Origin of the sequence: Marinobacter panjinensis, from assembly GCF_005298175.1 — a bacterium.
Classification (GTDB): Bacteria; Pseudomonadota; Gammaproteobacteria; order Pseudomonadales; family Oleiphilaceae; genus Marinobacter; species Marinobacter panjinensis.
Genome location: NZ_SZYH01000001.1, coordinates 684,621 through 699,627 on the forward strand (window position 1 = coordinate 684,621; position 15,007 = coordinate 699,627).

General features: G+C 58.1%; 11 protein-coding genes. 3 read left to right on the forward strand and 8 right to left on the reverse strand.

Annotated features, from left to right (window positions below; all coding sequences use genetic code 11):
- Positions 1-71 precede the first annotated feature (71 nt).
- Positions 72-668, reverse strand: coding sequence for a hypothetical protein (locus FDP08_RS03115; RefSeq protein ID WP_137434571.1), 597 nt, complete (start codon positions 666-668; stop codon positions 72-74).
- A gap of 126 nt (positions 669-794) precedes the next feature.
- Here FDP08_RS03115 and FDP08_RS03120 point away from each other — a divergent pair, with 126 nt between their 5' ends.
- A complete protein-coding gene (locus FDP08_RS03120) occupies positions 795-2,099 on the forward strand; it encodes an anthranilate synthase component I family protein (protein WP_137434572.1) in 1,305 nt (434 codons plus the stop codon).
- A gap of 44 nt (positions 2,100-2,143) precedes the next feature.
- Here the strand turns inward: FDP08_RS03120 and thrH are convergent, their stop codons facing one another.
- Positions 2,144-2,755 carry a bifunctional phosphoserine phosphatase/homoserine phosphotransferase ThrH gene (thrH, locus tag FDP08_RS03125; protein ID WP_137434573.1) on the reverse strand — a complete coding sequence of 204 codons (612 nt, stop codon included), beginning with the start codon at positions 2,753-2,755 and terminating at the stop codon, positions 2,144-2,146.
- A gap of 203 nt (positions 2,756-2,958) precedes the next feature.
- On the opposite strand from thrH, the gene FDP08_RS03130 reads away from it, so the two are divergent.
- Complete coding sequence (locus FDP08_RS03130) at positions 2,959-3,681, forward strand: phosphoadenylyl-sulfate reductase (RefSeq protein WP_137434574.1); 723 nt, start codon at positions 2,959-2,961, stop codon at positions 3,679-3,681.
- Between the two features lie 11 nt (positions 3,682-3,692).
- Here the strand turns inward: FDP08_RS03130 and cysB are convergent, their stop codons facing one another.
- Positions 3,693-4,670: an HTH-type transcriptional regulator CysB gene (gene cysB, locus FDP08_RS03135; protein WP_137434575.1), complete on the reverse strand. Its 978-nt coding sequence runs from the start codon at positions 4,668-4,670 to the stop codon at positions 3,693-3,695.
- A 240-nt stretch (positions 4,671-4,910) separates the two neighbouring features.
- On the opposite strand from cysB, the gene FDP08_RS03140 reads away from it, so the two are divergent.
- A complete protein-coding gene (locus tag FDP08_RS03140; protein ID WP_137437201.1) occupies positions 4,911-7,643 on the forward strand; it encodes a winged helix-turn-helix domain-containing protein in 2,733 nt (910 codons plus the stop codon).
- A 260-nt stretch (positions 7,644-7,903) separates the two neighbouring features.
- On the opposite strand, the gene dinG is transcribed toward FDP08_RS03140, so the two are convergent.
- The 5 genes from dinG to FDP08_RS03165 form a co-directional block, all read right to left on the reverse strand.
- Positions 7,904-10,093: an ATP-dependent DNA helicase DinG gene (dinG, locus tag FDP08_RS03145; protein ID WP_137434576.1), complete on the reverse strand. Its 2,190-nt coding sequence runs from the start codon at positions 10,091-10,093 to the stop codon at positions 7,904-7,906.
- Positions 10,093-10,839 carry a general secretion pathway protein GspB gene (locus FDP08_RS03150; protein WP_137434577.1) on the reverse strand — a complete coding sequence of 249 codons (747 nt, stop codon included), beginning with the start codon at positions 10,837-10,839 and terminating at the stop codon, positions 10,093-10,095. Before FDP08_RS03150 ends, dinG begins: the two co-directional genes overlap by 1 nt.
- A 1-nt stretch (position 10,840) precedes the next feature.
- Positions 10,841-12,586 (reverse strand): AAA family ATPase, encoded by a 1,746-nt coding sequence (locus FDP08_RS03155; protein WP_137434578.1) that lies wholly within the window; start codon positions 12,584-12,586, stop codon positions 10,841-10,843.
- 98 nt (positions 12,587-12,684) lie between these two features.
- The gene (locus FDP08_RS03160; RefSeq protein ID WP_228263217.1) at positions 12,685-14,172 is read right to left on the reverse strand and encodes a DUF3336 domain-containing protein; all 1,488 of its coding nucleotides are present in this window, start codon (positions 14,170-14,172) and stop codon (positions 12,685-12,687) included.
- Between the two features lie 36 nt (positions 14,173-14,208).
- A complete protein-coding gene (locus tag FDP08_RS03165; RefSeq protein WP_137434580.1) occupies positions 14,209-15,000 on the reverse strand; it encodes an MlaA family lipoprotein in 792 nt (263 codons plus the stop codon).
- Positions 15,001-15,007 lie beyond the last annotated feature (7 nt).

Sequence of the window (15,007 nt, forward strand, 5' to 3'; positions counted from 1 at the left end):
TTCACAAATTGTCACAAATCACCTTAATTCCTCACAAACCATGAAAAATTATATTATATCAATACGTTATATTATTTCTTGGATCCTTCTTCACTATCGTAGAAAAACTGGAACTGCTTGTCTTGGGACATGGCTTCCCCAAACGTGACCTCACCTTTATCCAGTTTTACGGGAATCAATTTCAGGCCCGAAACCCCAAGTCGATGTTCATGCTCTACTACCATGGTACGGAGGGTTTCTCCGTTCTTTTCGAGGCTACCCGGGTAAGCAACCAGCCCCGCATGGATTTCTCCATGCCTTGCCAGGGACTTAAGACCGGCGCGGTACATGAGAACTTTAATATGAGACGGTGCATCTTCACCTTCGCCATCAAGTTTCATTTTCCGGACTTCTCCGGAAGACTTCACAAACATGAATGCCATCGGACGGAATATTCCGGCCTCCTCAAGCTCCTCTTCAGCGGCTTTAACGGCGGCTTCGGTCATTTTTTTAAGATGGTTCTGTGCAGTCGCCACAACAGCCCCCACTTCCGTAATGTCCAGCTTGCCATCGGAAAGCACGTGATCCTCCATCTGTATTGCATCCTGTGCAAAAGCCGCCGTTGAAATTGTAAAACCGATGATGAATGCCGAGACGAAACGCTTACCAATGCGGTTACAAGTCTTCATACTGGTTACTGCCCCCGGGATTATTGTTTAGAATGCACCGGCCAAAGCCTTTCCAGGCCCGAAATCGGTGACGTGCTGCACAGGCTACCGTGAACCCATGCAAGATTTTGTTAAGTATGTAACATCGTGAAAACATTAAATGCGGAAGAGGCAGGCTGCCTGGTTTCACAGATCAGCGATCATCATGGGTTTATCGATTACACGGACGCCGGCAGGCAACGGCGGGTCATCACGGCGTTTCCGGTGAGGCACTGGCAAGTGCCCCGAGAGCAGCTGGCTTTTTCGAGGCTGACCAATGAACTTGAACAAGCCTGGATCGAATTTGCCACGGGGACGGATAGGGCCACAGCCGGCGGCCTTATGGGCACATTGTTCTACGAGGCTGGCAACCACACGGTTCCGGGTTTTTCCGGTACCGCCGGCACCGACACCGGGGACTATGGCTATATCGGCCTCTATCTCTGGCAACTGACCCTCGATACGACTGGCAACCAACCTCCCCGGCTCGACTTCCATCCCGATTGCGCCAGCGATACCAGAGACCGTGTTCTCAGGCTTGCCGGCCATGAACCTGATTTCCCCACGCGCTTTGTGGTAAGCAAGGGCTTCGTGGCTGATAAACCCTCATCACACTACCGGCACGGCGTATCGGAAGTACTCCGCTATATTCATGCCGGGGACTGTTATCAGGTCAACCTGTCCAACAAATACACCGGTAGCTACCAGGGCGCACCCTACTCCGCATTCCAGGCCCTGTGCCGGGCTGTTCCGGTTCCCCATGCAGCCTATCTTAATGCCGGTTCCTATCAGGTACTCAGCATTTCCCCGGAGCTGTTCCTCAGCATCGAACAGGGCCGAAAAGTCATCAGCAAGCCTATCAAGGGCACCCGTCCCAGGGATCTGAGCTCTGCAGAGAGCGACCAGCTGATAGCCACGTCCCTGGCTGTTGCAGAAAAGGATCGCGCCGAAAACCTGATGATCGTGGATCTGATCCGCAACGACCTGTCGCGGTTCTGCGAGCCTTTCTCCGTTTCGGTGCCGCAACTGTTCAGCATCGAAAGCTACGAGAATGTGCATCAACTGGTCAGCACGGTAGAAGGCAGGCTGCGGCCCGATACCACACCGCTGCGGGCGTTTCTTTCAGCCTTCCCCGGCGGTTCCATTACCGGTGCCCCCAAACGCAGGGCGATGGAAATTATCGACAGCCTGGAGCAACACAGCCGCGGGCCCTACTGTGGCTCGGTATTTCGCTGGGATTTTTCCAACAATCTGGAAAGCAACATCGCCATCCGAACCCTGATGACGGATTCGGAGGGACAGATTCACTGCTGGGCGGGGTGTGGCATTGTGGCGGACTCAGACCCGGACGATGAGTACCGGGAGTCTGTGGACAAGGTCCAGAAGCTGATGGATGTACTGGAGACGATGTAACTGAACGCCGGGGCGGCTCAACCACCCCGGCTCCATGCATTACATCAGTTGTGGATGGCGCTGGCCTTCAGGAACTCGGCTTTCAGCTCGTCAAAGGTATGTACCGCGGGGAACTGCGGAAACTCTTCAATCACGTTCCGCGGCGCATGGAACAGGATGCCCGCTTCCGCCTGGCCCAGCATGGTGGTGTCGTTGTACGAGTCACCTACTGCAATCACCCGGTAGTTCAGTAGCTGGAATGCCCTTACCGACTGGCGCTTGGGATCACGCTGGCGCAACAGGTAGTCGGTAATCCTGCCCTCTTCATTCACTTCCAGTTTGTGGCACAACAGTGCCGGGTAGCCCAACTTCGCCATCAGCGGCATGGCAAACTCATAGAAGGTGTCGGACAGAATAACCACCTGGAACCGTTCGCGAAGCCAGTCCAGGAAATCGCTGGCACCGGGCAGCGGGTCCAGCTCGCCGATCACTTCCTGTATCTGTGGCAGTCCGTAGCCGTGCTGGTCCAGCAGTTTCAGGCGCTGCGTCATCAGCACGTCGTAGTCGGGAATGTCGCGGGTGGTCGCCTTGAGTTCCTCAATGCCGGTTTTTTCCGCAAACGCGATCCAGATTTCCGGGATCAATACTCCTTCAAGGTCAAGGCACGCGAGTTCCACAGTGGTCTCCTGGTAATTGAACGCTGGTCAGCCCGGCGGCTCGATAACCGCCCGGGATTGAAAACAGACGGTATGATAAGAAAATCCGCGGAGGAATGCATCGTGGATCTGTCCGGCTATAACGATATATTCCGGCATTCCTTCAGACTGCTGCCTGTTAATGGTAGATTTATCACACATTTACACTCCAGGTGATGCTTTCGATGACGGATATTTCACAGCTACAGACGGAGCTTGAGGGCCAGAGCCCAAGGGCTATCCTCAAGGCCGCACTGGCGAAGTACGACAATATCGCCATTTCCTTCAGCGGTGCGGAAGACGTCGCCCTGATCGAACTTGCCCACAAACTGACCGATAACCTTCAGGTTTTCACCCTGGACACGGCCCGCCTGCACCCGGAAACCTACGAGTTCATTGAAAGGGTTCGCAAGCACTACGGGATAGACATTGAAGTGATGTTCCCGGACGCCGCGGAAGTGCAGGACCTGGTCAACCGCAAGGGCATGTTCAGCTTTTACGAGGATGGCCATTCCGAATGCTGCGGTATCCGCAAGGTAAACCCGCTACGGCGAAAACTGGCCACCGTTGACGCCTGGATCTCCGGCCAGCGCAAGGACCAGAGCCCCGGCACCCGTAGCGATGTACCCGTGGTGCAGATCGACGACGCTTTCTCCACCGAGGACAAACAGCTGGTGAAGTTCAATCCGTTGGCAAACTGGAGCTCAAAGGAAGTCTGGGACTACATCCGCATGACGGAGGCGCCCTACAACAAGCTGCATGAGAAAGGCTTTGTCAGTATCGGCTGCGAGCCGTGCACACGTGCCATCCTGCCCGGGCAGCATGAGCGCGAGGGCCGCTGGTGGTGGGAAGAAGCCACACAGAAAGAGTGTGGCCTTCATGCCGGAAACCTGATTGCCCGGGACTGACTGGGCAATCATTAATAGGTTGGCAACTCGATATCGCTGAACAGACTCTCGATTTCCGCCCTGCTGCCCTGATGGGCAACCGCCTCATCAACCCGCTCACGAGTCAGGTGAGGCGCAAACCGCTGGATAAAGTCGTACATGTATCCCCGCAGGAAAGTCCCCTTGCGGAAGCCGATCCGGGTCACACTGGGACGGAACAGCTTGCTGGCGTCCAGGGCTACCAGGTCAGTGTCGTTCTTCTCATCAAAGGCCATGCTGGCAATGATGCCAACCCCCAGCCCCAGTCGCACATAGGTCTTGATAACATCGGCGTCCGCTGCAGTGAACACCACCTTGGGGGTCAGCCCGTAAGCCTGAAAGGCTTCATCAAGTTTTGAGCGGCCGGTAAAGCCGAACACGTAGGTCACCAACGGGAATTCCGCCAGATCCGGCAGGGTCAGTTCCGGCTTCTTCGCCAGCGGGTGATCCTTGGGCACGATAATGCTGCGGTTCCAGCGGTAGCAGGGCATCATGATCAAATCGTTGAACAGCTCCATGGCTTCGGTGGCGATGGCAAAGTCCACCGCGCCGTTGGCGGCCATTTCCGAAATCTGCATCGGTGTGCCCTGGTGCATGTGCAGGGACACATCCGGATAGGACTCGATAAATCCACGGATAATCGGCGGCAAGGCGTAGCGAGCCTGAGTGTGGGTCGTCGCGAGGCTCAGGTCGCCCTTGCGCTGGTTGCTGAATTCCTGCGCAATTTTCTTTATCCCTTCCACCCGGCGCAGTATCTCGCCTGCCTCCCGGATAATGATCTCACCACCGGGTGTTATACGTGTCAGGTGCTTGCCGCTGCGGGCAAAAACTTCCAGGCCCAGTTCATCCTCCAGAAGGCGGATCTGCTTGGATATTCCCGGCTGTGAGGTGAAAAGGCTCTGGGCAGTGGCGGATACATTCAGATCATGGTGCGCAACTTCCCAGATATAGCGCAACTGTTGTAATTTCATCGACCCTGTCGCTCCCCGATTTACATAAAAACGTGATTTTTCATTCTTATTGAGTATACATAATCCCGTCCATCACAGTTTAGTCCAAAAAAATGAGAACGCAGCATGGTGACGCTGTCATTTGCCTTTGCGGCCCTTGACTTAACTGTGACAAAGCACACAATCCGTTATCTAATGTCCCGGCTGGTTAACGAATTCACCAGACGGGACACTACCCATTCACTGGCATTCAGGGAAACGATGCTGTTAACCACCAAGTTCCTGAGACCAACCGCCGACCCCCGCTCGGTGCAGCGAGAGCGCCTGCGCGCTCTGCTGCAACCGGACGGTGCAAAGCGACTGAACCTGGTGGTGGCACCGGCCGGCTTTGGCAAGACCACTCTGGTGAGCCAGTGGTGTTCCCGAACTTCCTCCAACGTCGTCTGGTTATCGCTGGATGAGCACGATGACGAACCCCGGCGGTTCTGGCGGTACGTGGTCGGTGCGTTTGAACACAATGGCCTTGCGGGCCTGGAAGAATGCCGGCAGCAGCTGAGCCATTGCAGCCTGCAGGAACTGGAAGGCCCCATCACCGGTCTGATCAACGTTCTCGCGGCAGATGGCGCGGCCTGGTCGTTCATCCTGGATGACTACCACTTCATCCGTGACCCGCAACTGCAGCGGCAGGTGTCCTATTTCATCGACTACCTGCCCCCCGATGTCATGATTACCCTGGCCTCCCGCACGGAACCCGCGTTGCCGCTATCCCGGTGGCGGGTACGCCGCTGGGTAGAGGACGTCCATCCCGGCTTGCTGGCGTTCTCCGAGGAAGAGTGCCAGCAGTTTTTCCACGACACCATGGGGCTTGAGCTTTCTGAACAGGAGGTTCGCAAGATCTGTCGCAAAACCGAGGGATGGGTGGCCGCCATGCAACTGTCTGCCCTGTCCGGTGGCAGCATTGAAGATCAGAGCGCCGGTGGTGGCCAGCAACGGATCGATCTGGATGAACGCAAGATCAGTGATTATGTGCTGACGGAAGTACTGGAACAGCAACCGGCGCCGGTACGTGACTTCCTGCTCGACACCGCCTGCTGCCCAAGGTTGTGCGCATCCCTGTGCGATGCGGTGCGCGGCACCACCAACAGCCAGGTATTACTGGAGCAGCTGCTGCGTGAAAACCTGTTCCTGATTCCCCTGGACACCCGTAACGAATGGTTCCGCTATCACGATCTGTTCCGGGATGCCCTGCTGCAACGGGCCAGGCAGTTCAAACCGGAGGACACCGAAAAACACTGGCAGCGGGCCGTAAACTGGTTACTGACCCACGGCCACGTCCAGGAAGGCATCTCCCAGATCGTTCAGCACCGGGACTGGCCCTGGCTGGCCCGGGTCCTGGCGGAACACGGTAACAACCTGATCCACGGTGGTTTTCACCTGCCGGTTCTGAGCTGGCTCGATTCCCTGCCCGTCAATATCCTGCAGGAAAGCCCGCAGCTGCTGATGTTAAGGGTCTGGGCCCTGTTTTTCGCCAACCGAGTGGATGTGCTGGACCCGTTGCTGAACGAGCTGGAAGACATGCTGGACAAACAAGTGGCAGACTCTCACCCGGACGCCGAAGGTGCGCTGGGCCTGCAGAGCGAAATTTCACTGATCCGCTCCTACCTGGCCCGCTCCAAAAGCGATGACAAGAGCGCCAGCGACCTCACCCAGCAGGTGTTGAGGGATATAGACCACACCCGGATTCCACTGAAGTCGGTCACCTATTATGGGGTGGGGCTGGACTACTACGGCAAGGGTGACCTGGCCGCTGCTGAAGACGCCCTCAAGTCTGCGGTGCGATACGGTGAACTGGAACGCAAACCCAGCACCGTGCTCTCCAGCGGCGGACTCCTGGCCTGGATACAGTACAACCGTGGGGACATCGACGAAGCCCTGGATACCTGCACCCGTGTACGTCAGTGGGTGGACCAACACCACAGCGACCCCCGCCAGCCGATGCTGATCTCCTGCTGGCAGAACAGCGCGCTGATCGAGATATACCGGGAGCGCAACGAACCCCAACTGGCAGCCTCCTACCTGGCACCGTTGCTGGACCATGTGAATAACGGAACAGAGCCGGGCCAGCATGTCATTATCCAGTATGTCCGTGGCCACCTGGCTTTCAGCGAAGGCCGCCACCAGGAAGCCATCGAAGCACTGGAAGATGCCGCCAGCGTGGCAAGGCGCAGACGTGACCACATCCTGTTTGAACCCCCGGCCTGCTCTGCCATGCTGGCCCGCTGCTACCTGGCCACCGGGCACCTGACCCAGGCGGAAGAGTGGATGCAACAGGTCACCAACGACCGTTTCACCAACCCGCTCAATCGCGAACAGAACCAGATCAGTGTCGCCCGTGTGCAGGTTGCACTTGGTCACCCGGGAGCTGCCATGGCCACCCTGGCACCCCTGCGCCTGAGCGCCGAGAAGGATCAGCATTACCGCCACCTGGTGGAAATCCAGCTGGTCTACAGTGATGCACTTTATGCTGAGGGCAAGACCCAGGAAGCAGATCAGATGCTGGCGCAGGCGGTACAGCGGGCAGCGGACGCGGGTTTCATGCGCCTGCTTGCTGAGGAAAGCCCCAGCATCCGCAAGCTGTGCCTGGAACTGCCCCTGCTGAAAGCACCGGGGCGGTGGAACAGCCGCGTTCTGGGCATGCTACGTGAGCAGGCGGAAGCAGATGCAACAGCATCCGTACCCACTCCGGCATCCAAAAACGAACCTACAGCCCCAGCCGATTCCGGCAACGATGAACTGGCAGAACCCCTCAGCCAGAGGGAACTTGAGGTGCTGGAACTGATCAACCAGGGCCTGGCCAACAAAGACATTGCGAGCACGATGGGCGTAGCGCCCACTACGGTGAAAGCCCATATCCGTAATCTCTATGGCAAGCTGGCAGTGGGGTCGCGCACCGAAGCCCTGGCTCGGGCCCGGGAACTGCGGTTGCTGGCGTAACGACAGGTTTATGGTGGGCCCGGTTCCTGGGCGATTTTGTGAACCACGTCACATTTTATCCGGTTTTTGTACGCCCTCTACGCCCTTTGGACGATCCGGATACGCCCCCTTCTCCCTTATTATTCTCCCAACGCTGAGGGAAACCTCGGTGAGAATTCTGAAACTTCAGGCCTTCAGACTTCTTGTTCCGCGTTGTTTCGACGCCCGGGTTCGTCAAGAGCCCACTCTCAAAGAGCCACCCCTATGGGTTGGCTCTTTTTTTATGGTTCGATAATACGCCGGAAAGGCGGCAGAGCATCCAGCAGCAACTGCCCGTAACGGCGGGCGATGATGCGGCGATCCAGTATGGTGACCCGACCCGTGTCGGACTCGGTCCGCAACAGGCGCCCAACCGCCTGGACCAGTTTGATGGACGCATCAGGCACGGTGATTTCCATAAACGGATTGCCGCCCCGGTGGGTCACCCATTCCGCCAGGCTGGCCTCGATGGGGTCATCCGGCACCGAGAACGGCAGCCGCGTAATCACCACGTGGCTCAGGTATTTGCCTGGCAGGTCGATGCCCTCGGCAAAGCTGGCAACGCCGAACAGAACGCTGGGCAGCCCCTCGTCCACACGACTGCAGTGGCGGCGCAGAACCTCCCCTTTCGCCATGTCGTCCTGGGTAGTGATCAGCTCCGGGTATTCCGGTGCCAGAGCGTCCCGGACCAGTTTCATCTGTTTGCGTGAAGTAAACAGCACCAGGGTTGCCTTCTCACCGGCCCAAAGGTTAGGCAGCCGCGACACCACCTGATCGGTAAAGCTGTCGTCGGTGGGCATGGCGGTCATGGCCGGCACTTCCACCGTTGCCATTTCGCCATAGCGGAATGAGCTGGGCACCACCACAAAGCGGCTGGTTTCCGGCAGGCCGGCCCGGGCCTTCAGTCGGTCGAACCGGCCCAGGGCCGTCAGGGTCGCACTGGTCAGCACCGCCCCATAGGCTCGGGACCAGAGTCTGGAATACAACAGGTTATCCGCCAGTACCGGACTGCTGTAGAGGGTGATGTCTTCTGCGTGCTCCCAGCGTTGCCGCACCGCCCAGCGGGCCGCAGGTGGGCCGGAACGCTTCGTTTGCCTTGCGGCATCGTCTTCGCTCTTTTCCGGATCTTCGGCCGGCTGTCCGGGATTATCGCTCCAGGCCGCCCACAACCGTAGCTGATCCTCTGCACGGCTATGGAAGGAGCCAATCACCGGATACCAGGACTCCGCCGTGTCCCGGTCTACATCGCTGGCCTTGCGCTCGTCAAAGGCCGTCTGTAGTTCATCCACCATTGCGCCAAGCTGACGCGTGAGCGTTGCCGTGGCTATACGGGCTTCCACCGCCAGTTCCGCCAGTGTCTCAGGCAATGCGCCTTCGGGGTATCGCCACTGGGCAGACCGGCGTTCTTCGTTGAACTCCCACCCGGTGTTCTGCTCTGCTTCCTCGTAGACCTTCGCAAGGGTGACATCCAGCTCCCGGGAGGCGGAGCTGATTCGGTCGATGGTTTTTGCCGCCTGGGTTCCGGGCGTCAGGAACGGCTGCATCTTGCCCAGGGCCTGGGACAATTGCTTGAGCCACTGGCGTGTGGAGTAAAGCGGCACCGACGCTGCAAAGTGGTTGAGCGCCTTGTCCGGCAGGTGATGGGCCTCGTCGAAAATAAACAGGGCGTTCTCCGGCTCCGGCAGAATGGCGCCACCGCCAAGGGCCAGATCCGCCAGCACCAGATCGTGGTTGGCCACCACAATATCGGCGTCATCCAGATCCTTACGGGCGTCGAAGAAGGCGCAGCTGTCGAAATAACTGCAGTGGCGATTGGTGCACTGGCGGTGGTCGGTGGTGACCTGGCGCCAGACATCATCGGGGATCTGGTCCGGCCAGTGGTCGCGGTCACCGTCCCACTTGCGGGAACCGTAGCTGGCCAGCATGTCCTCGAAGAACGCCCGGGTACCGGGCTCTTCCTTGCCGGGACCGTCCAGCAGGAACAGCGGCATGGTATCGCTGTCGCCGTTGCCCTCGTCGTGCAGGCGCGCTTCCAGGCGGGACATGCACAGGTAGCGGCCACGGCCCTTGGCCAGGGTCCAGGTGAAATCCTGTTTGCTGTGCTTCTTCAGGTCCGGCAGGTCCTTGTGCACAATCTGGTCCTGCAGGGCCACGGTTGCGGTGGAGATCACCAAGGTTTTGCCCAGCGCCCGGGCGACGGGAATGGCGGCAATCAGGTAGGCCAGGGTTTTGCCGGTACCGGTACCCGCCTCCACCACACAGGCGCCCGCCGGTGACGTACGCTGGCCGTCATTCTCGGTGATATCACCCATGTAGCGCGCGATCTCGGCAATCATCAGACGCTGGCCGTAGCGCGCGCGTATGTCCTTGCCGGCCAGCACGTCGCGATAGGTCTGCTGAATCTGCTGTTTGACGTCCTCGGAAAGTGCCATTACTTGGGGCTCACCCAGTTCCGCACAACGCCCACGCGGAATCGACGGCCATCCATGCTCAGCTCAACACCTTCCTCGGTAATTCGCTCAACGGTAATGCCGGAGAACGACTCCCCGGGTCGCAGGTAATTGTCATTGATCATCACCCGTCTGGAGGATGGCTCGGACGCATAGATATGACTGTTGAAAATCAGGTCAGGTACCCTTTTCTGGAATGACAATGGAAGCTCTACAAGGTGTGGAGTGCGTTCTGCTGGCGCATCGCTGTCGGCCCTGTTGGACGGATTAACGGCCCTGGGTTCACGGGGTGTCGGCACGATAACCGTGGGCCGCTCGCGGCTCGCTTCTTCAACCGGAGCCTCCGTTACTTTGGGGACGGGTATCTCGATGGCATTGTCCAGCGTATCAGCTCGCCTCGTCGATGTCGTCGCGGGTGAAGACGAAAGCTCCGGCTCGGCTTTAACCGGCTCCTGTTCAGACGCAACCGGCTCGGCTTCTGCGCGGGACGTGGCAGTCTTTTCAGAGGTACCGGCAGGCTCCTGTATCGCGGTTACGGAGGCCCGGGGCCAGAACGCCCAGGCCAGAATGACAGCGTTAAGCACAAGACCAAGGGCAACCCACACCATTACCGGTACGGATTTTCTCTTGGGTTTGTGGATCATCTGGACCTGTTGGCCCAGATCCGGCACCCGGCCCTGACGGCGTTCCGTCTCCGACTTTCTCAATGCATCAAGAATATAGGACATGTCAGTTAACCATCCCCCCCGAACTGAGCCGGGGACCATCGGATTCCAGGTCATTATTCATCTGGATGATGGTCATGGCACCGGCAATGCCGTCCACCGTCAGGCCTTTCTGCCCCTGGTACCAGCGAATTTGCTCTTCCTTGGGCATTCGGTTTACGCGATTTTCCTCTTCACGGGAACCGGAATAACGGCTGGCCAGCTCCATCATCCGCGAGCCCATCCATATCTGCTCTGAAATGTCGTCGTTAGCGCCGTCCCCGCTCTGCTGAATATGGGACGGCGCTTCCCACAACACCGTGAACTCGCCGAACCAATAGGGCTCCAGGCTGGAAAAGCTTACTTCCCGCTGGCCATCCGGAAGCTCAATGGTGGCACGGTTCTTATCGAGGCCACTCAGTACTGCGTAACGGCTGTCACCGTCACCATTGCGAAGTTGCAAAATGGCAGGCCGGTTCAGGTATTCCAGGCTCCTGCGCGAGCCCCGGTTCTCAAGGCAGCGCAGGCCCTCCTCCTCGGCATAACGACAGGCCACCGGATTGTCGGCGGTGCTGTATTCCCTTCCCCACACACTGAACAACTCCCGGAAGGCTGCTGGCAGAGACAGCGTGTTCGCGGGAAACTCAAAGCCTGGTAGAGGATCCTCCGCTGGTATTTCCCGCTCTGGGGAAGGCCCTGTTGAGAGCTCCGGTAATGGTTCCTCTGATGGCTCTTGCATAGGTTCCGCTGATGGCTCTTGCATAAGCTCCGCTAACGGCTCCACACGCTCAATGGTGCCGGACAGGACGTCGCTGTCTGCTCCGGCGGACGCGTCGGGGGTCATCCAGCCGGCCCCTGGCAAACGGTCCAGCGCCCAGGCGGTCATGATAACGGCGATCACCAGGCTGGCCGCCACCAGCAAAATGTCGGGTATGCCGGAAAACACGCCAGAACCTCGGCGGGCCCGGTTGCCGTTCACTTCACGGGCTGCGGTGCGTATATGGCCAGCACTGATCTGGTGCTCGCCTTCCGCATAAGCCCCCAGTAATGCCCGATCGCTGATCAGGTTGATCAGCCGGGGCACTCCGTGGCTGGCTCGGTACAACGCCCGCGTTGCCCCATCGGTGAAGATCTCACCGCGAAGGCCGGCAACACTGAGCCGGTAGCGCAAGTAGGCTTCTATCTCCTCACGGCCCAGAGCGTCCAGGTGATAACGGGCCGTGACCCGCTGATTCAACTGCCGCAACTCCGGCAACTCCAGAATGTCCTGCAGTTCCGGCTGGCCCAGCAGTACAATCTGCAACAGCTTTTTCTCAGCGGTTTCCAGGTTGGTCAGCAGGCGCAGTTGCTCCAGTACCTCGGCAGACAGGTTCTGGGCTTCGTCGATCATCAGAACCTTGTGACGACCGGCGGCATGGGCCTTGAGCAGATCATCGTTGATCAGCCCCACCAGTTCCTTGATAGACGACCCTACCGGGTGGGCGATCTCCAGTTCATCGCAGATGGAGGACAACAACTCACGGGCGGACAACCGTGGGTTCAGGATCAGCGCGATATCCACATGGCCCGGAACATTCTCGATAAAACAGCGGCTGACCGTGGTCTTGCCGGTGCCAACTTCACCGGTGATCACGATGAAACCGCCCTGCCCCTGTACGCCATACATCAGGTGCGCCAGCGCTTCCTTGTGGCGCTCGCTGAGGTACAGGTAGCGGGGATCGGGGGCTATCGAAAACGGGGGTTCCCGAAAACCGAAGAAATCGTAGTACATGAGTGTCCAGTCAGGTGCTCAGGCGGAGCTTGCGGGAACCGCCAACGGGCTCCCCGGCTATCGCGGTATCATACCGCCCGGCTCCCGGGGCTGTCATCTCATGATGTGCCGGAATCCGCACTGCTTACCAGTCTTAACTCAGCCGTAGAACGGCGCTGTTCCGTTTTCAGCCTGTGAATACAGCGCTCCAGCGTCTTCGAAATCCGGGCATGGGAGCGGATCATCGAGATCTTCGGCCAGGTTGCCCGTTCTCCCTGCAGTATCATCTCACGCACCCAGACCGGATCGGGATTGGCCAGCATACGGCGGTAATCCTTCAGACGGTATGATGGTGAAATGGTCACATCACCGGAATACCGCTGCCCCATGATGGTATGCATCTGGCCTGACAGCTGCCGCAGGATCTCTGGCTGCACCCTTTTGCGCAGATAATCGAAAATGCCCTGGCCATGAAACTGGATTTCCGATTTCAGCAGGTGCACGGGCAGGCTGGCGAGGCTGACCTTCTCGTCGCGACCACGTCGATTGAGAAACGGCACCACGTGGGGATTGGTCTGGCTGACAACGGTGAAATTCACATCGTACAGGTGCATCAGCCGTTCAATGGGCAGGTCGCTGACCACAGAACCGTCCACGAATTTCAGACGTGGCATGTATGGCAGGATGTTGCCCTCGATGTCTTTTTTCATCAGCGGTACCGGCGGGAAAATACCGGGTACTGCCGCACTGGCCAGAACCGCGCTCCAGACCAGCAGGTAGGGAGAGGTGTAACCACACAGCAAGCGGGCTTTTTGATGCGCTTGAACCGGCGACACGCTCACATTGATGGAGCGACCGCTCTTCTGGAAGGCTTCCTCGAACGTGTATTCCCCGATGTTGGCCCGCAGGCAGGTTTTCAGCTGCTCCTGGTCCATCAGGCCGTGGCCACGAATGGCACTGAACAGGCCGCGCCATTTCCAGGCCTTGAGATCATGATTCTCCGGCACCAGCATTTCCGGTACTTCGGCATCGCTGTGGACACCCAGTATGCCCGCAATAATGGCGCCGATGCTGGAGCCGGCAATCACCTGTGGCAACAGGCCCTTTTCCCAGAGCGCCTTGATCACCCCGAAATGAAACATACCCAGGGTTGCACCGCCGCTTAATAAAAGCGCTGGCCGGCCATAACTGGTGAGGGTATCGCGGAAGAACTGCAGCTTGTCGGCAACGGGGAAGCCGGGCACTCGTGTATCGCACAGGAAATCCAGGGACTCACAAACCTGGGTGATGTATTCCTCGATAAGATGCTTGGTACCCACATGAGACCGGGTGTACAGAGCGGTGTTGCCCATGTTGCCGAGGTCGTGATGGAGACCTTCCCTCAGAGCACGCTTCAGGCGCTCGAAATCGTTCTGCTGGCGGTAGCTGCGAAGGTTGCTGAGGCGGTCGTAAATCAGTTCATAGTGGTAAAGGTCAGAGGCAAAGTCCTCTTTCCATTCCACATTGCCTTCCAGAAAATCCAGTTCCAGAGCTGCTGCCTTCCACACCTCGTAATTGGGCGCCTCCGCCAGCATCTTGCGGAACTTACGGATACGGTCATCGACCATCAGGTTAACCTCCTTTGTTCCAGCAATTCCCTTCCTTCAGAAATCCTCGAGCATCAGATCCTCATCATCGCCGCTGGCAAATGGATCATTCACTGTCCGGCCATCGTTAATCAGATAGGCACGGCGCTGAAGGTAGGCGTTCCGCACAAATGTATAGTTATCACCAGACATGAAGGCTTCTGCGGGGATCAGGTCGGCACGCTTGTCCACAACCTGCAACGCCCTGGCATAGTAGATATCCGGGCTTTCCGCGAGGTCCCGGGCTGAGGGCAATACCAGCATATCTGTGGCGAAACCGCCAAAGTCCCTGGGACTCGACGGCCCCAACAACGGAAGCATCAGATACGGACCGGATTCCAAGCCCCAGTAGCCCAGTGTCTGACCAAAGTCCTCGGGCCGTTCTGGCAGTTCAAACTTGGTGGCCACGTCGATGAATCCACCAAGCCCAAAAACGGTGTTGTAGGTAAACCGCCCTGCGGCAACCACCGCCGATTCGCCCTTGAGCTGGAAGATACTGTTGGCAAAGTTGCGAAGTTCCGTAAGGTTGTTGAAAAAGTTGGTTACCCCACGGTCAGCGAAACCCGGCATAATGTTGCGGTAACCGTTGGCAACCGGCCTCAGCAACCAGTTATCAATGGTTTCATTGAAACGGTATACCTTGCGGTTCCAGTTCTCGTAGGGATCAACCTCACTGGCCGGGGCACCAACTTTCTGACCAGCTATGTCCGGATTGGCAGGCTGGACAGTTTGGGCAGTTGCGCCACCAGCAAACAGGAACAGTGCAAACAAGGCGCCGAATAAAGAGGGCCGGAAAAAAAATTGTCTCATTATCAGA